Source organism: Flavisolibacter tropicus (assembly GCF_001644645.1).
GTDB lineage: Bacteria > Bacteroidota > Bacteroidia > Chitinophagales > Chitinophagaceae > Flavisolibacter > Flavisolibacter tropicus.
In genome coordinates this window covers 1,997,921-2,020,002 of the sequence record NZ_CP011390.1, presented here as the reverse complement: position 1 = coordinate 2,020,002, position 22,082 = coordinate 1,997,921, and the positions used below count along the sequence as shown (strand labels likewise).

Here is a 22,082-nt window from a genome sequence, read left to right as displayed (position 1 = left end):
TAAATGCACAAATAGAAGTTACTAATAAATGGTTATTTGGAGTGGTATTAACAATGTGTTTTGTTAAGGAGCAGTGCTAGCTTTTGGTCTAAAGTTGAAGGCTATAAAACCAACTTCCTTCTACGAACTGGCATTCATTATTATTGATAATAAGAGATGATAAATCTACCCGCACCAGGGTGCAATTCTGATCAACCCCGTAAGGATACGGAGTTGGACAGAACACTGGCAATCCTGGGGCAGAAAGTGGGCTTACCTTTTAGCGTAGAAAAAGGCTAGTATGTGCTGCCGAGACCACGGTATTCTTTCTTATAGCCGGCAGCTCAAAGTTTATAGTTTGCTTTTATTACATGTGTATAACTAAAGGAGGCGGAAGACTTGGAAAAGGGTGGTTAGAATGGTAAATTTGCTAAATATTTTAGTGTTAAACCGCTTCCTATCGTATGGCAAAACAAACGAATCAATACTATATAGGCCGGCAGGGCAACCTGCTCTACTACCAGTGGCGGGATGTCTATTGCATACGCACCAAGGGTACGCTGGATAAAAAACGCTTTTATGAGGACAAGGCTTTCGAAGGCAGTAGAAAACGGGCGGTGGAGTTTGGAGAGGCCAGTAAGCTGGCTGCAGAAGTGTATCACTTGTTGCCTCAAGAATTAAAGAAGCGAGGCTTTATAGGCACACTTACGGGCTGGGCACATAGAGGACTGATGGTTGGTGAAAGCAAAGAAGCCGTGCGACACGAATTGCTTTTAGCATGCGGGTTGGCTACGCCAGGTAAATCTTCCAAGGTGATCATAGAGGCATGTACCTGCCGCTATATGCGCATGGAGCCTGAGCAACGTTATAGTAGTCCTAGCCGCTTACCGTTGGTATATGATTACCAAAAGGAAAAATTATTGCAGCAACTATCAGGCATGAATGAACAGCTTTATCGTCATGCGGCAGTTGCCAGTGTAGCTAGTGGTTAAAGCTGCATTTATTTACAAGTGAACTGAATTTGCCTTATTGTCAATAGCCAGCTTTTCACCCCATACTTCCATCATTACTGTATCTAATTCTATCAATGCTTTACCGCAATCGCCAAAGAACGATGAGCCATGCATAGTGGCCAGTGTTCTGGGTTGCAAATTGGCTAAGTGGTAAAGCAATTGTTTGGTCTTATGATTATAAGGTGTGTAATCCATTAAAGGCCCAGCTTCATAATAGAGTAGCGCCGACCGGTGGGGTTCTAGTATGTCCTTATCCGTTAGGGCTACTACATCACCATTCTGGTGAAAGAGATCGGAGCATAATAATGTTTTATTGGTTTCTTCAAACAATACACTCGCATCCCAGCCATGGGGCAGGTGAGGGGTTTGAATAAAGCGGTATTTGTATTTGCCGGTTTGAAAAGTGTCATCGGTTTTTAGGGATTGTGCCGGGCGCAAGGCAAAATCCGACATGTTTACAATAGCGCCTATTTCACTGCATACGGCCTGTGCATTGGGCGCCACCTGCAGCCATTCGTTCAGCGCGCCGCATTCATCTACCTCAAAATGGCTAAAGCCTATCCATCGTAATAGCCGGGGATCTATTAAGGTTTGTACGGCTTCATATAAAATAGGAAACATTCGTCTTAGTCCTGCATGATAAAGTAAGGGCTCATCATCGTTAATCAAAAAGTGGTTGAACTGCAATTGTATTTCAGGGACAAATACGGAAATACGATATACATCGGGTGCAATTTCATTGATCTTGTACATAAACTAAATTTTTGTGGAGGTGTAAAACTTAGTTTGTCAAGGGGGGAGTATACGTTCAACTAATTTACTTTTTCTCAATGGCTTTTCTAAGCATAATGGAAAAGGATTTAATTATGCTGAATTGGTTCTGGCTTTCCAATTTGAACTATTGTTGGGTGCCTGTTTTGTGTTACTGGTTTTTGATAACTGACCTTATCTTTTAATTGTAAGATGGGGTGTTCTATATACTGCCAGGATAGCCAGCATATTCCATAAAGTATAGGGACGTTTACAACTAAAAAAGCCCAATCTAAGTAGATCGGTTGTATAGTTTGAAAATGCGGATATACATATGCTATCCATAGCGGCCGAACTAGTTTTTCAAATAAAATGTGATAGAGATAAATGCCATAGCTAACCTTTCCAAGATTCACCAGAACTTTTGTGCTTAGTAAGGAAGTGAGTGTGGTAGGTTTTTGCTGATGAGCCCATACATGTGTTATTAGCCATACACCAATCATAGCGTGAGCAAAGCGGTCTTGTTTTAATGATAGTATTGCTGCCTGTTTACATACAACCAATACAACTCCTACAATTGCCATTGCAACAGTTAAGTGGTAAAACTTTTGCAGGAAAGACGGCTTGTTAATAGCCACCCAGGCCAGCAAGCCGCCAATGCCTAGACAATCAAAACAAGTATGCGGTAGTATGGGGCCAAAATTTGTATCGCTAAGCAATAATTGGCTGCTAACTCCTATAAGAATAAAAAGAAGCATGCAAAAAAGTAAATAACGCTTTGGTAAGTAAAGCATTAATAGGGGCCATACCAGGTAAAACTGCTCTTCTACGGCTAACGACCAAAAATGAATACTGGCTAAATCCCACGATTTAACAGAGAAAAGAAAGAAGTTGTAGGTATATGTAGCACTGGCAATCAGTTCACTCATCGTTAGCTTTAGATCTGCTTGATGGCGTAATACAACCATTAACGAAAGAGTTAGGTAGAAAATGGGAAAGATGCGTAGTGCTCTACGGATGTAAAAGTGCTGGAGTAGATTTTTTCGTGCCATTCCAAACGCCTCTGCATCTACTCGATGAATGAGCAAAATATGGGTGATTAAGAATCCGCTTAAAACAAAGAAAATATTGACTCCAAAATATCCGTTGGGGAACTGATTTATAAAGCTGTCTTGCGGTATCCAGTGCCAGATAATAACAAATAGCGCCGCTATGGCACGTAGGCCATCAAGTGGTTTGATGTATCTCATCCGGTTAGCGTTACTTGTAAGAAATAAAAAATATCGCTGAAATACAAGCTCTTGTATGATTATAAGGCAACTCCTGCCTCGAATATTTTATTGATGAGCTGGTTGTAATAACTGCGTTCACAGGTGTATCATTAGCAAGTTCACGCTTTGTTTGCGTATGGTTATTTCGGAATGTTGTAGTAGCTAATTGGCAGCCAGCTATTGGTCAATGCTTCCAGTCTTCGGTATAGCTTTTTTAAACTTATTGGAAAACTGTTGAATGATCGTGAGGCGACTCAGCTTTTCTGGCTGGGAGATTGTTATTGGTGGTTCTGTAAGATTCTCTATTGGCTTTTGATAACTGAACTGATGTCTTAAACCTAAAATGGGGCGTTCAATATATTTCCACGAAAGCCAGCAAATAAAATAAAGACCAAAAAGATTAGGCACTAAAAAAAGCCAACCTTGGTAAAAAGGATCAAGGTCTTTAAAAAAAGGTAAGTGGTCACGCATGGGATAAAAAACGAGTTCGTAGTAGAGTACATGGTATAAGTATATCCCATAGCTAACTTTTCCAATGGTCATTAGCAGCTTATTATTTGTAAAAGAAACAAGCCACGATTTCTTTTCGCTATACATTAATATATGAGCAATAACCCATACACACAAAATGCTGTGCGCTGTTCGTATTTGTTTAATGGAAAATGGGTCAATTACATCAAGCGCGATAATTCCTACGCTTATCAGGGCGAGTACGCAGATAAGGCGATAAAATTTGGGTAAGGTAGCCGGTTTGTAAGCTGCTACCCAGGCCAAAAAACCTCCAAGAGCAAAGGCATCTATACAGGCATTGGGTAAGAGATAACCAAACTCGCGATCGGTTATATAAGTTTGGCTAATAAAACCTATCAGAATAAAAAGTCCTATGCAATGAAGCAGATAGCGTTTGGGCAGGAATAACATTAATAAGGGCCATACCAGGTAAAATTGTTCTTCTACCGCTAATGACCAAAAGTGCGGAATGACGAGTGGCCAGTCTTTAATAGCAAAAAAATAGAAATTGGTGGTATACGTAATGCTTGCTATCAGGTCATTTAGGGAAAAATGCAATCTGTGATGTATGAGTGCCATCAACAGTATCAGTAAAAAGTAAATGGGGAAAATGCGTAACCCTCGTCTTACATAAAAGTTTAGTAATACTGTGTTTTTGGGGAAACTTTGGGTTTCTGCTTCCTTTCGATTGTTTAGCAGAATAGAGGTAATTAGAAAGCCGCTTAGAACAAAGAAACAGTTTACTGCAAATGACCCCATAGGGTATAGAAAAAGAATACTCTCCTGGGGAACCCAATGCCAAATGACTACAAGTAGCGCCCCAACTGCACGGATACTATCCAACTGTCTAATGTATTTCATGAGTAGTGATAAGGGTGTTTGTAAGAAAGCAAAAAACTTCCTGAAATCCAAGCAATTGAGTCGTTATTTTAAAGATATTCTGCTTTACATTCTAACCATTTTTTAATGCCAAACTAAAGGGTTCTCAATAAGTACTAAGTACAGTTCATGCCAGAGTTTTGCGGATTGGTAATAAACGACTGGTAGGCCACAATTCTTTGACTTTATTTAGCTGTTTGAATCCTTGTTAAAAGCAAGTTCAGGCATTTAATCAAATAGAAATGAAAGCGCTTTTTACCTCTATATATTTCCTGTTGATAAGTTATCTATCGGTAGCAATGCCAGCAAAAACAGTAGCTTATACCATATCGCCGCTAAAGAAAGGAAGCTATGATGCCTTTCTGATAGAAATGACGATGAAAGGAAATGCTACTGGTAAAACTCGCCTAAGCCTACCATTTGAGATAGGACTCTATCGCCCACAAGATCACATCAAAGTTATTGATGTGGTTAATGGTCAAAAGCATCATCTCATGGCCGAAGATTCCAGTTCTTACCAGATAGAACACAAACCTAATGCCATACTAACGGTAAAGTATATAGTAGAAAATGCATTGAAAGATAGCTTGCCTACTTTGAATGAGGTGTATGCGCAAATGTTGACCAATAAATACTTTTATGTGCTTGGAAGTTCATTTTGGATTGTTCCGGAGGATAGCTCTGCAGCTAAGTATAGTATTTCTTTGAAATGGCAAGGCTTTCCATCAACTTGGACCTATTTAAGCAGCCATAGCGGCAATGGCTCCACTCAAACCTTTCAGGCGTCACTAGGCGACTTTTATGATGCCGTGTACATGGGAGGCGATTTCGTATTCATAAAGAATTGATCAATGGAAAGCCGCTTTACCTGGGCGTGCGCGGGCAGTGGAGTTTTAGCGATGATCAGGTATTTGATTTGGTAAGAAAGACCGTAAGGGCTCAACGTGCTTTCTGGAACGACTATAATGTAAAATTTTATACAGTGGGTTTGCTGCCCTTGAAATATGAAAATGAGAACGAGCGTGAAGTGGACGGTAGAGGATTTTCCAACACATTTGTTACAGCAGGTACTAATACCAAGGCTCTTGGGCTTGATGATCTTACCTTCTTATACAATCATGAATTGATGCATCATTGGTTTGGGCATATTTTAAAACAGGCAGAACCTGAAAATGCTTATAAATGGTTTCATGAAGGCTTTACCGATTATTTTGCACATGTGGCCATGTTAGATGGTGGCCTGTTTGACCAGGAAGCATTCAAAAAACGCATCAACAATGTCTTCTCAGTATATTATAGCGATAGTACGCACCAGTGGCCCAATGAGAAATTGCAGAATGACTATTGGTCTTCACCAGCCATAAAAATTCTGCCTTATCAAAGAGGGTTAGTGTTTGCTGCTTACTTAAATGAATCCATAAAGAAGTATTCCAGGGGGACTTCCTCTTTAAAGCAGGTAGTTCAACACATGCTGGCTGAAGCCCGATTGTACAATAAACCCTTTTCTGTAGATCGCTTTTTGCAGCTGTTGAAGGAAACTAGCGGACAAGACTATGCACCCATTGTGGAGCGCTTCATTACACAAGGATCCTTTATCGCTATGGCCGATTGGGAAAAGGTAACCGATAAAGTGGTGCTTGGTCCTACTGAAGTATATGACCTGGGATTTACAACTGATAAAGGTGGAATTGGTATGAATGCACGGTTAACCAGTTTTACGGAAGGGGGCGATGCTCAAAAAGTAGGGCTGCAAGTAGGTGATGTAATGGTAGGCTTTAAATCTGATTTTAAACCAACTTCTTATGCCTCAATCACAGTGAAAAGAGGAGAGGAAACGCTGAAGTTTAAATATTTGCCTAGTCGCCGGATTATGGTGCCGCAATTGAAATAAAGGTTGCAACTGCCAAATTAAAATATCCAGTACGAATAATTTGATGACGGAGGATAGTTGATAGAGGACAGTGGCGTACTGTCAACGGCCAACTGTTAACTGTCAACTGCCCTCTATCTAGCAGATCCAAAACCTTTTGTTTTTAAAGTCGATCTCTGCGGGGCCATCACTACAGCCACCGATCTGTTTGGCATATTTGTCTTTAGCATCGTGTCCAATGATCCATCTTCCCGTACGATGTATCATCAGTATGCCTTCATCCATTACTTCACCTTTAAATTGTTTCAGTGTTCCCGTACCGTTGTTGATCACTTTAACCTGGCTACCCTTAACAATAACCGTACAGGTATTTCCCTGCGACTTGCCACCCCATTCAGCGAATGCTATGGCGAAGGTATAGGAGCCATCTCTTGGCTTTTGGGCTTGTGTTATAATGGTTGTGAAGATCAGTAGGCATGTAAGGATTGAGGCTTTCATTGTAGCTGGATTATCATTTTGATTATGCTGGCTAAAATACTGGGTAGTTGGAATTGTAAAGTGAGATAGTGTATGAAACGGTAAAAGCGTGTAAGAGATTTTTATTTATGGATGGCTGGCCGTTAAGTTAATATCTCATTGTGGTTTGTTCTAGTCTGACAGGTTTGGTAAGGTCTGCCACTTGAGCTAATTGTTGGTAATAGTAGTTAGCCTTCTGCTGATCCCCTGTTTTTGTGGCTGACAAATACGCGCCATACAGCCCATTATACCGATTAGGGTGTTTCTGTAAGTCGGCTTCATAGGCTTCCAATGCTTTTTGTGGTTTGTTAAGTTGTAGCCACATGTCTCCTAATAATTCTCTGGCTGGAAGTACTTCGCCAGGAGTAACCGGGTGCTTTTCAGTGCTGTCTTCCATATTGGCTGCAAGACTCATTAGTCGTATAGCTTCTTTGATATTTGCTTCCTGTAGTTTTATCCAGGCTTCAGCAATGGTTATTTGTATTTGTACTTGATTGGCTTTATAGGCATCTTTTTGCGCTAACAGGTCACTGTGAAGTTGATAAAGCGATTTTAATTCAGTATTGGCGGAGTCAAGCTTTCCTAAATGAACATTTCCTAGTAATCGTGTAAAATGGAGAATAGCTTTCTGCCAGGGATAATCTTGCCAAGGGAAATCAACCGGATGTATTTTCAGTGTTGCCGCCTCTATCCATAATTTGTTTTCAAGTACATAACGCGATGGGACAGCAGCAAAAGCATAGGCTACTTTGAAGTTGTCAGGAAAGACTTTGGTAATAGTATTCAGATAGTCCCATTGTCTTTTTGCAAGGTCGTTCTCTTTCTTTTGCAGATATGCATATTCAAGATAATCCAGACCATGTAATTCTTCATCCCAGTGTCCATTCATCCCAGCTGATTTTGCATAGCATTGGGCGGCGGCTATTGAGGCTTGATTCGATGCGATGCATTCATCCCAAAGTCCTAATCGGGTAAAGATGTGTGAAGGCATATGCAGGGCATGTGCTGAAGACGGTGCTACACTGGCATACTTTCTGGCGGCTGGCAGAGCCAAATAGGCTAATTCCGGATAGTCATAAGTATGTATCAAATAATGAATGATTCCAGGGTGATTAGGCTCGTTCGGATAGATGCTGCTTAAAATGGAGCCAGCCTTCTTTTGTTTTTTATACGTCTTATCGGCTGGGTCTGCTGCTGCGTCTAATGCCAGTGCATAGAAAATTGAAGCTTCTTTGTCATTAGGGTATTTGGCCTGTAATTTTTCCATTGCCCTCTCAAAACTTTGGCATCGGGTGCGGTGATCTATATTTTCCCAATGATCGTAGAATGAAGCAATAGCATTGATATAATCTGTTTCTCTTTCTGTTTTTTCTGTTAGGGCCTGCGCTATGTCAATAGCTTTAGCGCCTTTCTTAAGCTCAGCCACAGACGGTGGTGTCCATAAAGGATGAAAGTTAGACATGGCTATACCCCAGTACGACATAGCGCATTCAGGTTGCACGTCAACTATTTTAGTAAACGCTTTTTCAGCTTCATCGTATTCAAATGAATGCAAAAGCGATAGAGCAAGATTAAATTCATCTTTTACTTTCCTACTGCAGGAGATATCAAATTGAACGGTTCCAAATTGCTTGTCTTTAGGTCCACAGGAAATTAAAGCACCTCTTTTCAGGTTCAGTTCATTAATATCGGCTTGTAATAGACTTTGTTTCTTTTCACTGCATGAAAAACCTGTAAGAGTTATGAGTGTAAATAAAACAAGATGTATGGGTCTCCCTATTTTTATCATCACAAAACAGCATTCGTATTAAAGCATGTTCTGTTTTTATAAGGGTTGTGGAGTTGTTTGCCAGGATTGGAAGTAAGGCTAAGATACGTTTGTCCTTATCGCTCTGCAAGGTGGGCGGTAGAATAACATTCTCGTGTTATCTAGATCGAAGTTCGTTTCTCCTGTATTATTTCTCTCGGCTCATGGCTCATAGCTCGTAGCCTTACCTTTAACGTCTCACGAATACTCACCACTCACCATTCACTACTCACCCTCCTCATTCCTTCAAAATATCCCTGATGAAATTGTGGTATTCTGGAAACTTTGGAAGGTTGTTATGCCCGCCACCATGAATGCGGATTAGTGTAATGCGGCGAGGCATCAGACGTTGCAGGTCTTCGCTATGGCGGATAGGGATCAGCCAATCCTTTGTGCCATGAAGAATATACACATGGCAGTTTACTCTCTTTATCCATTTATCAATACGCAAGTGATAGCGTAATACATAATTAAGCGGGATGAAGGGAAGAAAGCGCTCTACTACCTGGCGAAAATTATAATAAGGTGCATCCAGAATAAGATAGCGTGGCTTGTTGTCTGAAGCTACCTTGGCAGCAAAGCCACTACCTAAGCTGCGGCCATAAACTATAAGATGCTGTTCTCCGTATTCCTTGGCTAAGCTCTCGTACACATACTGCATATCTTCTAACATCTCTTGCTCGTTACGTTTGCCCGTGCTTTTGCCAAACCCACGGTAGTCTACCAATACCACGTCATAGTCATAGCGATAAAAGTCGCGGGCATACTTGGCCCAGCCTTTAATGCTACGGGTATTGCCGTGGAAATAGAGAATTAGGCCTTTGGGTTTCTCTCGAAAGAAGTGAAGTCCATTGATGCGTACACCAGGGTCAGTATCAAAATTGATCTCCTTAAACGGAACATCATACTTAAACTGGAAGTTGGGGTGGAGCTTTTCCGGACGAAAGATGAAGCGCTCCTGCAAAAGGTAGGTCAGTAGGGAAATCAGCGCAATGCTGCCAAGGGTATAGTAGATAACAGAGGGCAAACTATTTTGTAGTTATTTCAACGGAAAACTACAAAACAGTTTGCTAATCGTTTAATCTACTCGTTTCAAGCGCAAGTTGGAAACCGGGGCTACAATCAATGGGAATTTTTCAATAACCACATTACTGGGGTCAAGTCCAAAGCCTCGTTCCTCTGAAAGGCTTATTTCTTTTAGCCAGAAATGGAACTTCATCATCATGCGTTCCAAAATAGGCAGTTCGTTATCCTGGCTGAGATATTTTTCCATTACTATAAACTGGAAGTCGCCAACTACATTACTGCGTTCAAGGCTTTCGTAGCGGCTGGTAATATTTACCTCTCGGTTTTTAACCAGGTCTTCTACTACTTTACGGAACATCAGGTTAATGCGTGGTTCCACTCTAAAGCCCAAGCGGAACTCTACACGTATGATATCGTTAGGGATAATATGGTCTACTTTGTACTCCATGGTGTACGGATCGTCCAGCGTATCCACGTGTATAAACCAATAGATATCGGCGCGTTTAGGCTTTTTGTTAAGAATGGAGTAGATGATCTTATGTTCAATTTCCTTGGGGTTGTCGGCACTGGTCAGGTATACTAAGTGGGTGGCATACTTGACTATGGAGCGGTCGTTACTGAGTTCCTGTATTTTAGGTATATAGTGATCCAGTCGTACAAACTCTACATAACGGTTTTTGATCTTACGCGCCTTATACCAAACATACATTACCATAAACATAAGGCCGCCAATCATAACGGTGATATAGCCACCATGGGTAAACTTTTGCAGTAAAGCAAACATAAATAGCGACTCTATGGTGATATAGACGGCCAGGAACAGCCAAATATAGGCTGGCTTAATGCGGCGGGAAACCATGAAGTTGGAAAAGAGGATGGTGGTCATCATCATCGTAGTAATAATGGCCAAACCATACGCGGCCTCCATTCGTTCAGATGTGCGGAAGTAGAGTACTACGATCACGCAGCCGACAAACATCATTAAGTTCAGCGAAGGAATAAAGAGTTGGCCTTTCTCCTCAGAGGGGTAGCGAATCTTTAACTTCGGCCAAAGATTCAGCCGCATAGCTTCACTTATTAGGGTAAATGACCCGGTGATCATAGCCTGGCTGGCAATAATAGCCGCACTGGTAGCTATAATTACTCCCGGAATAATAAACCACTGGGGCATAAGATCATAAAAGGCATTAATGCCCATGGTTTCTTTTACTTCACGGGTTACCGTCAGTCCGTAGTGATGCCCTAGCAAAGAAGCGCCTTGGCCCAGGTAATGTATAAGCAAACAAATCTTTACAAAGATCCAGGAGATCCGGATGTTTCCCTTGCCACAGTGGCCTAAATCACTGTAGAGAGCTTCCGCGCCGGTAGTACATAAGAAAACGGCACCTAACAACCATAAGGAATTGGGGTACGATTTGATAAAGTGAAAGGCATAATGAGGACTAAATGCGCGAAGGATACTCCAATCGTCGGCCATATGGGTTGCTCCTAAAACGGCAAGCATCGTAAACCAAACCAGCATCACGGGTCCAAAGAACTTACCAATGGAGGCAGTTCCGAACTGTTGCATAAAGAAGAAAAGGCCCAGTATGACAAGTACAATGTAGACGATGTTTTCATCTATATTACTAAAAGCAGGCAGCTTTTGCAGACCTTCTACTGCAGAGGTGATAGAGATAGGAGGGGTGATAATACCATCGGATAACAAGGCTGCACCACCAATCATGGCAGGTAGAACAAGCCATTTTCGATGCCGTCGGACCAATGCATATAAGGCAAAAATGCCTCCTTCCCCCCGGTTGTCGGCCCTTAGGACCAGTAATACATACTTAATTGTGGTTTGAAGGGTTAGGGTCCAAATGATACAAGAAAGGCTACCAATGATCAAATGCTCATCAATGGTACGGCCATTTATTATCGCATTATAAACATAGAGAGGAGAAGTGCCAATGTCGCCATAAATAATCCCCAATGCAATCAATAACCCGGCTGTACTAACTCTGTTTAAAGAAACTTTCACCGTAAATCTTATTTAAAGCCTTACTCTTACGTATTGTTAAGGTAAACGCGATGTTAAAAATAAGGTCAAAACAGCAAATTCGCTATGGTGTGGATACTTTATACCGTTAGTTTGGACGTTAATGCAGCTAAGTGGAATTTTAACCGTCTTAATCAATAGGTTACATTAATTTTAAGCAGCTAAATCATACAGCAATCATGAAGTTTCTTTTGACTTTGCTATTTGCGCCATTTGTTTTCTCTACCCTTCCCGTATCGGCCCAGAAAATTGTGTACTCTCAACCCGATGATGATGAAACCCGCCGTATGGACTTTGAAATCATTGGAAAAGTAGGTGGCAACTTCCTTGTCTATAAAGAACTTCGCGGCAAAAGCTTTATCTCAGCCTATGATAATGAGATGAAACAGTTGACGAAAGAGGAGCATAAGTTCATGCCCGATGACCGCCTTATCAATGTCGACTTCTTCTCTTTCCAGGACCAGGCCTACATGATTTACCAATACCAGAAAAAGAATGTTGTGTATTGTAATGCCGCTAGAATAGATGGTATGGGTAAAGCCGTTGGTGAAGTGATGCAATTGGATACGACCCACATTGGACTTTCCAATAGCAACAAGATCTATTCGGCTGTAAATAGTGAGGATAGGAACCAGATCATGATCTTTAAGATCAATTCCCGCAATAAGCAACGCTATCAGGTCACTACTTTATTATTTGATAATAAACTGGCTTTACAAAAACGATCTTCCTTGACCATTCCTATGGATGAGGATCACGATTACCTAGATGAGTTTAGTGTAGATAACGATGGTGACTTTGTGTTTACAAAGTTTACACGGAACAATAGTGATAATATTACCAGCGCTCAATTGATTTGGAAGCAAGCCCAGGCAGACACCTTCAGCCTTATGGACTTGACGCTGGATAAGATTTTTCTGGATGAGCCGCATATAAAGATTGATAATGTTAACAAGCGTTACTTCCTTACTTCATTCTATTATAAGCAGAAGCGCGGTAATGTAGAAGGTTTCTATTTTTATGTGTGGGATAAAGCTACTAAACAGCCTTCTATGGTTAATACAGTAGTACTGGGAGAGGAGCTACGCAAAGAAGCTCGCGGAGAGTCAAATACCAAATCTGCTTTTGACGACTATTTTATTAGAAATATTATTGTCAAAAGAGATGGTGGCTTTATCATCGGCAGTGAGGCCTATTATACTACCTCCCGTTTCGGCAGCTGGAACCGTTGGGATTACTTATATGGCTCACCTTATGTCAGCCGTATGGACTATTATACCTACTATTCGCCTATGTATAATAGCTGGTACTGGCGGAACCGCATGAATAACCAGAATACCCGCCACCATGCCGATAATCTGACTATTTTGTCCTTTGATAATACAGGTAAACTACAATGGAGTAATGTTATTCACAAGGAGCAGTTTGATGATGAGTCTGGTGATAATATCTCCTATCAAATAATGAATACAGGTGGTCAGCTCCATTTTGTATTTAACCAGGAAGAAAAGCGCCAGCAGCTCTTAAATGACTACATGCTGTCTGCAGATGGCCAGATCAGCCGTAACCCAACCTTAAAGAACTTGGATCGCGGTTATGAGTTCCTTCCCAAGTTTGGTAAACAGGTAAGCGCACGGCAGATGATCGTTCCTTGTTATTATAGAAATTACATTTGCTTTGCTAAAATTGACTATTCTTCTTAGCATTGCGCTGTGATTGGCATATTTAAACAAAAAGCCCCAGGAAACATTGCCCTGTTGTTCATTTTTGGGCTATTGATCAAGTTACCCCTCTTTTTGGCACCTAGGGCAGCTGTATCCACCCCTTTGGATGGAAAAATGTATCAGTGGGTATCGATGTCACTGCAAGGGCTGGTGCCGATAGTAAGCTCATTGGTGGCTTTTCTGCTACTCTACATTCAGGCGCTTCAGGTCACCACTATGGTTAATGAGTTCCGGATGATTGCCAAGCCTACGTTTTTACCCGGCATGGCTTATTTGTTGGTAACATCCTTATTGCCAGAATGGAGTTATTTATCTGCGGCTTTAGTTGCCAATACCTTTATCATATGGGCCTTTATAAAGCTTTTTGAGCTTTATAACTTACAGGGAGCCAATGGACGGATCTTTAATATTGGCCTATTGTTGGGTATTGCTTCCTTTTTCTTTTTTCCCTCATTTCTGTTTGCTGTATCTGTTTTAATTGGGTTGATGATATTACGGCCCTTCCGGTTGAATGAAATCATTTTATTGTTATTTGGTATAGCCACACCGTTTTATTTCTATGGGGTTTATTTGTTTTTGAACGACCGCCTTTCTTTACAGCAATTGTTTCCAAGAATAACCTTCAATGTACCTACTCTAAAAAACTCTATCTGGCAGGTAGGAAGCACCTTGCTCTTAGGAATTCCTTTCTTAATGGGCGGATTCTATATCCAAACCTATTTACGGAAAATGCTGATCCAGGCCCGTAAAACCTGGAGTATTGTATTGTTGTACTTGTTACTGGCCATTTTGATCCCTTTTACCAATAATACATTTACCTATACTTCCTGGATAGTAACGGCTGCACCTTTTGCGGCGTTTCATGCCTGTGCTTATTATTATCCAAACAAGCGTTGGTTGCCGGTTGTTATTTTCTATTTAATGCTGGCTTTTGTACTGGCTCAACAATTTGTGACTAAAACGTGGGTTTTTTAAGATAAAAACAGTTTTTAGCAAAGTATCTTTGCATTTCAATTTTCCATTATGAAATTCGGTGTTGTTGTTTTCCCCGGTTCCAATTGCGATAGAGATATGTATGATGCCTTAGTGCATGACCTAAAGCAGGAATGTGTAATGCTGTGGCATAAGGATAGCGATCTGTCGCAGTTTACTACGGAGGATTGTATTGTACTACCTGGTGGTTTTTCTTATGGCGACTACCTGCGTACAGGTGCCATTGCCCGCTTTAGCCCTATCATGCAAAGCGTAATCGATTTTGCTAAGCGTGGTGGTAAAGTATTAGGCGTTTGTAACGGTTTCCAGATTTTATGTGAATCTCATCTGCTTCCAGGTGTGTTGCTACGGAATAACAACCAAAAGTACATCTGCAAGAATGTGTTTGTTAAAGATGCCGATGAGAACGTTTATAATATTCCTATTGCACATGGAGAGGGCCGCTATTATGCAGATGATGCTACCTTGAATAAGCTGGAAGCTAATGGGCAGGTATTATTACATTACTGCGATGCTGAAGGTAATGTTACTCCTGAAAGCAATCATAATGGCTCTACCCGCAATATTGCAGGTATTTGCAATGAAGGCCGTAACGTATTTGGTATGATGCCGCACCCAGAAAGAGCTTGCTCTTCTGTGCTGGGCAATACTGACGGCCGCAAGGTGTTCAAACTGTTATTCCAGTTAGTGCTGGAAGAAGCGGTTGCAGCAGTGTAAGTATGAATAATGAATGATGAGTAATGAGTAAGTTTTCCTCATCACTCATTACTGCTCACTCATCTTTTAACATCTCGGCAATAATTAAACAAGGAAATTTGCTTTCTAAATCCATTTGTATGAAGAAGCTTGCTTTTGTTCTGGCTTTGTTCTTTGTAGGTAGTATAGCAGCCTTTGCGCAAAATCCCGTTAGCTGGGCATTTACAAGCAAAAAGATCAGCGATAAGGTTTATGAGATCCATATGACCGCCACTATACAATCTGGTTGGCACCTTTATTCGCAAACACAACCGGATGATGCTATTGCTCAGCCTACCAGCTTTGCATTTAATAATAATCCTTTATTGGTGTTTGATGGTAAAGTAAAAGAAGTAGGTAAGCTGGAAAGATACCGCGATGACAAGCTGGATGTTTCTGCTAACCAATACAGTAATAAAGTAAATTTTGTACAAGTGGTGAAGCTGAAAGGTAACGCTAAGACAGCTGTAACCGGGAAGTTGGAGTTTCAAACCTGTGATGATCAGAAATGTTTACCTCCCAAGACAACGAATTTCACAATTGCTTTAAAATAGACGATACTTTTTTCATTTCTTTTGCAAACGGATTCTTGAGGGAATCCGTTTGTTTTTTCAAATACTGTTTATGCGCCCTCTTTTACGTTTCTTCTTAGCCCTTGGAATACTACTATCGGTTGGTCTGAATGCTTTTAGTCAGGATAGTGCTGCTGTGCAGTGGCAGGTAACTAGTAAAAAGATCAGTGATAAAGAGTACGAGCTAAAGTTTGTTACCAATGGTCCAAATGGTTGGCAGCTGTATGCGCCCAACCAGGTATTAAGTGAAGTGGCTACTACAGAACTTCAATTCTCAGACTCTGCTATCCAATCTACTGGAGCATTTAAAGATTCTGGTGCTGTTAAAACAGAGAAGAGTATCATTTTTGAAGGCACACAAGTAAAAGTATATGAAGGTGCTACTGCCTGGACACAGCGAGTGCATATAACAGGCGATGTGCCAGCTACCTTACAGGGTGTCTTGTCTTATACCTATGGTAAAAACGATGAGTTTTACCCTGCTACCCCTTTCTCTTTTTCTGTTCCGTTGGAAGGTGGTGTCAGTGCCAGTACGCGTATAAAGATCAATACCATTGATATTAAAAATCCTGTTACCCCTTATGGCGATGATGAAGCGGCAGATAAAAGTTTATGGGCCATCTTCCTATTAGGCTTTGTTGGTGGACTCATTGCCCTGGTTACACCCTGTGTGTTTCCGTTAATTCCATTGACTGTTTCATTCTTTACCAAGCGCTCGGGCACACGTAAAAAGGGGATTCGTAATGCCTTGGGATACGGTTTATGCATTTTTGCGATCTACGCTTTCCTTAGCACTCCTTTCCACTTATTGGATACAACCGATCCTGAGATTCTGAATAATATCTCTACGAACGTATGGTTAAACCTGACCTTTTTTGTGGTCTTCATCGTTTTTGCCTTATCGTTCTTTGGGTTCTATGAAATTGGCCTGCCTAGTTCTTTTGCTAATAAGGTGGACGAGAAATCAGGCATTGGCGATTTTGCCGGTATCTTCTTTATGGCGTTGACGCTGGCCATTGTTTCTTTCTCTTGTACAGGTCCTATTTTAGGCTCTTTGTTAGCTGGCGCCTTAACAAATAATGGTGGTGCATGGCAATTAACAGCCGGTATGTCGGGATTTGGACTAGGCCTAGCACTACCGTTTGCATTGTTCGCCCTATTCCCGCATTGGTTACAATCATTGCCTAAATCAGGTGGATGGCTTACCAGTGTAAAAGTGGTGTTAGGTTTCCTGGAGTTGGCTATGGCTATTAAGTTCTTGTCAAATGCTGACCTGGTAAAGCAATGGGGGCTGCTGAAGCGAGAGGTTTTCATCGCCATTTGGATTGGTATTGGAATCGCTATTGTTTTATATCTATTAGGTATTATCCGGTTTGCCCATGACAGTAAGCCTAAAATGACAAAGACGCGTTGGGCGTTTGTAGTGCTGTTTGGTGCCGCTACACTCTATTTGATCCCTGGTGTTACTAATACAAAGGCGGCAAACCTTAGCCTGATTAGTGGATTCCCTCCGCCTTTATCGTATAGCCTATATGAACGTAAGATTGCTATTAAGCCTATTCATAATGATTATGAAGGTGCGTTGGAATTAGCGCGTAAACAAGGTAAGCCGGTATTGATCGACTTCACCGGTTGGGCATGTGTAAACTGCCGCCGTATGGAGGAAAATGTATGGATTGATCCAGAGGTGGAACAATTAATGAAAAATGAGTTTGTGGTAGTTTCACTCTATGTAGATGAGCGCCAGAAATTACCTGCGGCCCAGCAAATTGAATACACAACTAAAAGTGGCGATAAGAAGCCTATCATTACCGTTGGTGATAAGTGGGCCACTTTCCAATCGGAAAACTTCAACGCTGTTTCTCAACCGCAATATGCGATCATTAGTCCGGATGAAAAAGCCTTAACCAAAACCAAGGCGTATACACCTAGTCCAAGTGCGTTCCGCGAGTGGTTAGAAAAAGGCCTTGAGGCGTATAAAAAGGCAAATAGTGGTGTTAGTAAACGATAGATTTACTAAGTAATTAAACAACAAGTCCCAGTCATATGACTGGGACTTGTTGTTTGTAGCTGTATATGTTTAAAATGTATACGATCAGTTGCTTGACATCTTTTGTATACCAGTATACTATTATTTGGATAGTTGTGTATTTAGCCAATTTGAGTGGGTCATTTCAAACTTTAATTCTCCTTTCCCATAAGGACCAGCCTCTGTCCAACCAGCCTTTCTATAAAAAGCAGCTGCTCTTGACTGAGGATCAGTGCTTAACCAAAGCGTATGTTCGGTTTGTTTAAAGTACCAGTCTAGCATTAGCTGATGCAGCCGCCTTCCAATGCCTTGGCCTTCAAACGCAGGATCCATAAATAAGGCCCATACATTATGGTCGTTTAAGTCGACGATAGCAAACCCCACTAATTGTCCATTGATTTCACATACCCATCCCTTGCCTCGTATGGTTAGGAAGGTTTCATAATCATGGTACGTAATTAAGGCAGGATTGGATAACCTGTTTTCTTTAACAGCCAATCGAATGACAGATAATTGTTCAATATCTTCTAAGTGGGCTTCTCGGTAAGTCATGATTTAAAATAGTAACAAATTCATTATGCTGCTACTTCAATTATTGTTTATAAAACGCCAAAGCAAGGGCATACGCTTTTGATTGGATTTTCCTTTACAATAGCAAGCACCTTTAAGTAGATCGAAGCATTTATAATAAATAAAACAGCAGTGTCTTCCTAAAGGAAATGACACTGCTGTTTTATATGAAAATTTATGAACCCTAGCAAGAAGGATTAGGTTGTGGGCTGCTCTTTTTTAACACTACCCAGGCTGTCTCTTGTATTCTTTTGAACGGTGATAGCTCCAAATAATGCCAACAAGAAGGCAAAGGCGTAGAAGCCCTTCTCACTAGGCAGTATAGTGGCATTCCATAATCCTATTACCAATAAAATAATAGAAAGGAGAGTAGAAAACCAGCTAAGACCATAATAGATATCCGTAACTGGAATACCATCTAATCGGTCACGTACTGTTTTTTGAAGTGAAACAACGGCAAAGAGGCCAAACATGAGAATGGTAAAGTAATAGCCTTTTTCATTGAGTTGCATCTCAGCACGCCAAAGGCCAACAAGGTAGCCAAGCATGCCTGCACCTAGTGCTACCCATGAAGCACCAATAAAGGCAGCAGATGGTTTTTGAGTCATAAACTATTTGTTTTGGTTATAATGATAAAATATACCTGTATCAAATGGTGTCCATAAAGCAGCTTTCTGACCACAACTTTTCAATCCTTTATTAGCCCAGGTATTACACGTTTGAAATAAACTATAACTGCCCTTGGCTTCATAAAAAGCATCGTTGGCTCCATATACAGCCTTGGTTGGAATATTTATGTAATGCCCATTGGCATCTTTGTCAAAACTGTTCTGGATATAAGCTACCAAGCGAGTATATTGGTCTTTGGAGATGGGAATCTTTACACATTCCTTTCCCTCTTTCATTGATTTATAAAAGGTAGCATGTAGGGCAGAAGTGCTTAAGGCAAAAGCAGCTTTGAACGCCGTGCTAAACTTCAAGTCGGCCCATGTAGGCGTTTCCAGGTAAAAGCCTTTATCGCCCCAACCCAATGCTACAAACTGCATGACGGTATCCTTGCCAGTAGTATGTGCAAACTGAATTTCTTTACTCCAATCCACAATCTCTGTTTTCAAAGGCATTACCAGGTCTGTATGCACACCATTGGAAAGAATATAAATGGACACATCATTTGAAGAGGAAGCTTCCTTTTCTGTACTTATTCTTGATAAAACATAGGCTGCTAGTAAATAAAGAAGGACAAATGTGACAAAGGACAGAACAGCGATACCAATATACTTTAAAAAACGAAGCAGTCTTTTGGCAATAAGCAGTTTAGTTTGGTTGATCATAGTCGGATTCTAATAGAAAGGGGGTGAAGATAAGTGAAAGGGCAGGCTTGAAAATCATATATTAATTAATGTCAATGGAAAAGCCCTGTCAAAAGACAGGGCTCTTTGAAAGTATCTTGTAATCAGGCTAATTAATACGCCCATTTTACCAGGGTAGCACCCCAGGTAAAACCACCACCAAAGGCAGCTAACACAATGTTGTCGCCTTTGTTTAATTCATGGCGCCATTCCCACAAACAAAGCGGAATAGTAGCCGCTGTGGTATTACCATATTTATGAATGTTCAACATCACCTTATCATGAGAAAGACCCATACGGTCGGCAGTAGCATCAATGATACGTTTGTTAGCTTGGTGAGGCACCAACCAAGCAATGTCATTACCGGTTAGGTTGTTACGATCTAACAATTCAGCGCTTACATCGGCCATGCCCTTAACGGCTGCTTTGAATACTGGCTGACCATCCTGGAACACAAAGTGCTCTTTATTGGCAACGGTTTCAGCTGTAGCCGGACGAACCGAACCACCTGCTTTCATATGCAGGAACTGACGGCCGCTACCATCGCTTTTCAAAATAGAATCCAATACGCCAAAGCCTTCTGTATTAGGCTCCAGTAATACGGCTCCAGCGCCATCGCCAAATAGAATACAGGTAGTACGATCGCTATAATCAATTATAGCGCTCATTTTATCTACACCTACTACCACTACTTTTTTATAACGGCGGCTCTCGATCAGGGAAGCGCCCATAGTTAAGCCATATAGGAAACCAGAGCAGGCAGCACCCAAGTCAAAGCCAAATGCATGTTTAGCACCTAGTTTATCGGAAATGATATTAGCTGTGGCCGGGAACACCATATCGGGTGTTACCGTGCAACAAATGATACACTCAATTTCTTCAGCGCTGATCCCTCTTTTTTCTAAAAGCTGTTTAATGGCTGGTACAGCCAAATCAGAAGATCCCAATCCTTCACCTTTCAAAATACGACGTTCGGATACCCCGGTGCGTGTCCGGATCCATTCATCGTTGGTGTCTACCATTTTTTCTAAGTCGGCATTTGTCAATTTTGTTTCTGGCACATAACCACCAACGGCGGTAATGGCTGCAGTAATCTTTGAAGTCATCGCTACAATTCTGAAGTTTAAAAAGGAGGGCTAAGATAGTACACAGTCCAGAGTTTAACGAGAATTGTCGGCAAAAGGGTGCCAGATTTAGGTTATTTCTCTTATTTAAAGGGTAATGGCAGAGCGCTAAGAGTTGAAAAGAGGGTAAGGAGGAAAGGTGAAGAATATTGAACAAGGAACAAGGAATAATGAAGGATGATGGGAGGAATTGGGAATTAGGGTTTTGGAATTTGGAGGGGCAGAGAGGAAATGTTGAATGCTCAATAATCAACATTCCATGTTCAAGGAGGAGAGTAGCGGAGGGAATAATCAAAAAAACAAGGCCCAAGAGATGGGGTACATCCTATTTTGTTCCTATCTGATTCGATAGTTGTTCGATTCTATGTATCGAACGAATATCGAAGAAGAATCGAAGCAAGATCGAAGAAAACCCGATAAGGACCCAGCCTGATATTGCTATAATCTTTAATAAGTAGTCATCGATAACTTACGAAGGCGTAGACCATAAAACACAAAAGCATTCTCCTTAAAGGAGTTCTTTTCAATTTTATTGCTGTTCCATCTTATGGTTATTTGCGAGGTACTTATCCCCTTTTGGGAGGCCGGGAGGGGCCGCTTGAAGCGTGCAGCTAGTAGCTTGCAGCTTTCTTTAACGCCTCTAATTTGACATTTCACAAGCCCAACTTTTAAGGTGGTATAAGAATTTATAGGCTGTGAACAGTGTTTTTATTCGCTTATTTTCGTCGTATGATCGCTTTTGTTAGAGGCCATTTTGCCCATAAATCACCCGCAACTGTACATGTAGACGTAGCCGGCGTTGGCTATGAAATCAATATTAGTCTGAATACCTATTCCAAAATCCAGGATTTGGAAAATGGTACCTTACTTACTCACCTTATTGTCCGCGAAGATGCCCATATTCTTTACGGCTTTTTTGATGTAGCAGAAAAGGAGATGTTCTTGATGTTACTTGGAGTTTCTGGCGTGGGTGCCTCCACAGCCCGCGTTATGCTTTCTTATATGAAACCCGATGAACTAAGTCGCGCCATTGTTCAAGGCAATGCTAAAATGCTGGAAGCTATAAAAGGTATAGGTAAAAAAACAGCTGAACGCATCGTGTTGGAACTCAGGGATAAACTGACTAAACAATCTCTCGACGCAAATATTTCCCCTTGGAAAGGCAATACCATTGGTACTGATGCGTTAAATGCATTGATAGCACTAGGAATAAACCGGCAAGCGGCTGATAGTGCGATTCAGAAGGTTTTGGACCAAAATCCGGAACTCGGTGTAGAGGCAGTGATCAAAAAAGCATTGCAAACCCTTTAGAAAACGTCATTCATTT

20 protein-coding genes are annotated in these 22,082 nt (G+C 41.2%); 9 read left to right on the top strand and 11 right to left on the bottom strand.

What is annotated here, in order from left to right; genetic code table 11:
- The first annotated feature begins 443 nt into the window (after window positions 1-443).
- Entirely contained in the window at window positions 444-971 is a 528-nt protein-coding gene (locus tag SY85_RS08515; protein WP_066403534.1) for a hypothetical protein, read from the top strand.
- A 12-nt stretch (window positions 972-983) separates the two neighbouring features.
- On the opposite strand, the gene SY85_RS08510 is transcribed toward SY85_RS08515, so the two are convergent.
- The 3 genes from SY85_RS08510 to SY85_RS08500 form a co-directional block, all read right to left on the bottom strand.
- Window positions 984-1,745 (bottom strand): oxygen-binding di-iron domain-containing protein, encoded by a 762-nt coding sequence (locus tag SY85_RS08510; RefSeq protein ID WP_066403531.1) that lies wholly within the window; start codon window positions 1,743-1,745, stop codon window positions 984-986.
- A gap of 107 nt (window positions 1,746-1,852) precedes the next feature.
- On the bottom strand, window positions 1,853-2,992 hold the full coding sequence (locus SY85_RS08505; protein WP_066403529.1) for an acyltransferase family protein: 1,140 nt from the start codon (window positions 2,990-2,992) through the stop codon (window positions 1,853-1,855).
- 198 nt (window positions 2,993-3,190) lie between these two features.
- Window positions 3,191-4,384 carry an acyltransferase family protein gene (locus SY85_RS08500; protein WP_066403526.1) on the bottom strand — a complete coding sequence of 398 codons (1,194 nt, stop codon included), beginning with the start codon at window positions 4,382-4,384 and terminating at the stop codon, window positions 3,191-3,193.
- 260 nt (window positions 4,385-4,644) lie between these two features.
- Between SY85_RS08500 and SY85_RS08495 the strand changes: the two genes are divergently transcribed.
- Together SY85_RS08495 and SY85_RS08490 are read left to right on the top strand one after the other, a co-directional pair.
- Window positions 4,645-5,250, top strand: a complete 606-nt coding sequence (locus SY85_RS08495; protein ID WP_066403524.1) for a M61 family metallopeptidase — start codon at window positions 4,645-4,647, stop codon at window positions 5,248-5,250.
- Window positions 5,247-6,293, top strand: a complete 1,047-nt coding sequence (locus SY85_RS08490; RefSeq protein ID WP_066403523.1) for a M61 family metallopeptidase — start codon at window positions 5,247-5,249, stop codon at window positions 6,291-6,293. The genes SY85_RS08495 and SY85_RS08490 overlap by 4 nt, the downstream gene beginning before the upstream one ends.
- Window positions 6,294-6,410: 117 nt before the next feature.
- Here the strand turns inward: SY85_RS08490 and SY85_RS08485 are convergent, their stop codons facing one another.
- The 4 genes from SY85_RS08485 to SY85_RS08470 all read right to left on the bottom strand — a co-directional run bounded on the left by SY85_RS08485 (window position 6,411) and on the right by SY85_RS08470 (window position 11,641).
- Complete coding sequence (locus SY85_RS08485; protein WP_066403522.1) at window positions 6,411-6,770, bottom strand: hypothetical protein; 360 nt, start codon at window positions 6,768-6,770, stop codon at window positions 6,411-6,413.
- Window positions 6,771-6,897: 127 nt separating this feature from the next.
- Window positions 6,898-8,577 carry a tetratricopeptide repeat protein gene (locus SY85_RS08480; RefSeq protein WP_066403517.1) on the bottom strand — a complete coding sequence of 560 codons (1,680 nt, stop codon included), beginning with the start codon at window positions 8,575-8,577 and terminating at the stop codon, window positions 6,898-6,900.
- 256 nt (window positions 8,578-8,833) lie between these two features.
- On the bottom strand, window positions 8,834-9,622 hold the full coding sequence (locus SY85_RS08475) for an alpha/beta hydrolase (RefSeq protein WP_066403515.1): 789 nt from the start codon (window positions 9,620-9,622) through the stop codon (window positions 8,834-8,836).
- 51 nt (window positions 9,623-9,673) lie between these two features.
- Window positions 9,674-11,641, bottom strand: coding sequence for a KUP/HAK/KT family potassium transporter (locus tag SY85_RS08470; RefSeq protein ID WP_066403513.1), 1,968 nt, complete (start codon window positions 11,639-11,641; stop codon window positions 9,674-9,676).
- A 197-nt stretch (window positions 11,642-11,838) separates the two neighbouring features.
- Here SY85_RS08470 and SY85_RS08465 point away from each other — a divergent pair, with 197 nt between their 5' ends.
- The 5 genes from SY85_RS08465 to SY85_RS08445 all read left to right on the top strand — a co-directional run bounded on the left by SY85_RS08465 (window position 11,839) and on the right by SY85_RS08445 (window position 17,694).
- Window positions 11,839-13,362 (top strand): hypothetical protein, encoded by a 1,524-nt coding sequence (locus tag SY85_RS08465; RefSeq protein ID WP_066403511.1) that lies wholly within the window; start codon window positions 11,839-11,841, stop codon window positions 13,360-13,362.
- 93 nt (window positions 13,363-13,455) lie between these two features.
- Window positions 13,456-14,358, top strand: a complete 903-nt coding sequence (locus SY85_RS08460; RefSeq protein ID WP_158512952.1) for a hypothetical protein — start codon at window positions 13,456-13,458, stop codon at window positions 14,356-14,358.
- A gap of 48 nt (window positions 14,359-14,406) precedes the next feature.
- Window positions 14,407-15,093 (top strand): phosphoribosylformylglycinamidine synthase subunit PurQ, encoded by a 687-nt coding sequence (purQ, locus tag SY85_RS08455; protein ID WP_066403505.1) that lies wholly within the window; start codon window positions 14,407-14,409, stop codon window positions 15,091-15,093.
- Window positions 15,094-15,212: 119 nt separating this feature from the next.
- The gene (locus SY85_RS08450; protein ID WP_066403502.1) at window positions 15,213-15,665 is read left to right on the top strand and encodes a protein-disulfide reductase DsbD domain-containing protein; all 453 of its coding nucleotides are present in this window, start codon (window positions 15,213-15,215) and stop codon (window positions 15,663-15,665) included.
- 70 nt (window positions 15,666-15,735) lie between these two features.
- The gene (locus tag SY85_RS08445) at window positions 15,736-17,694 is read left to right on the top strand and encodes a protein-disulfide reductase DsbD family protein (RefSeq protein ID WP_066403499.1); all 1,959 of its coding nucleotides are present in this window, start codon (window positions 15,736-15,738) and stop codon (window positions 17,692-17,694) included.
- Window positions 17,695-17,814: 120 nt separating this feature from the next.
- Here SY85_RS08445 and SY85_RS08440 read toward each other — a convergent pair whose 3' ends face one another.
- From SY85_RS08440 to SY85_RS08425, 4 genes are all read right to left on the bottom strand, one after another.
- Window positions 17,815-18,264, bottom strand: a complete 450-nt coding sequence (locus tag SY85_RS08440) for a GNAT family N-acetyltransferase (RefSeq protein ID WP_066403497.1) — start codon at window positions 18,262-18,264, stop codon at window positions 17,815-17,817.
- Between the two features lie 215 nt (window positions 18,265-18,479).
- On the bottom strand, window positions 18,480-18,890 hold the full coding sequence (gene yiaA / locus SY85_RS08435) for an inner membrane protein YiaA (RefSeq protein WP_066403495.1): 411 nt from the start codon (window positions 18,888-18,890) through the stop codon (window positions 18,480-18,482).
- Between the two features lie 3 nt (window positions 18,891-18,893).
- A complete protein-coding gene (locus tag SY85_RS08430; protein WP_066403493.1) occupies window positions 18,894-19,613 on the bottom strand; it encodes a TIGR02117 family protein in 720 nt (239 codons plus the stop codon).
- A gap of 131 nt (window positions 19,614-19,744) precedes the next feature.
- The gene (locus SY85_RS08425) at window positions 19,745-20,737 is read right to left on the bottom strand and encodes a beta-ketoacyl-ACP synthase III (protein ID WP_066403490.1); all 993 of its coding nucleotides are present in this window, start codon (window positions 20,735-20,737) and stop codon (window positions 19,745-19,747) included.
- Between the two features lie 747 nt (window positions 20,738-21,484).
- Here SY85_RS08425 and ruvA point away from each other — a divergent pair.
- Window positions 21,485-22,066 carry a Holliday junction branch migration protein RuvA gene (gene ruvA, locus SY85_RS08420; RefSeq protein WP_066403488.1) on the top strand — a complete coding sequence of 194 codons (582 nt, stop codon included), beginning with the start codon at window positions 21,485-21,487 and terminating at the stop codon, window positions 22,064-22,066.
- Window positions 22,067-22,082: the final 16 nt, after the last annotated feature.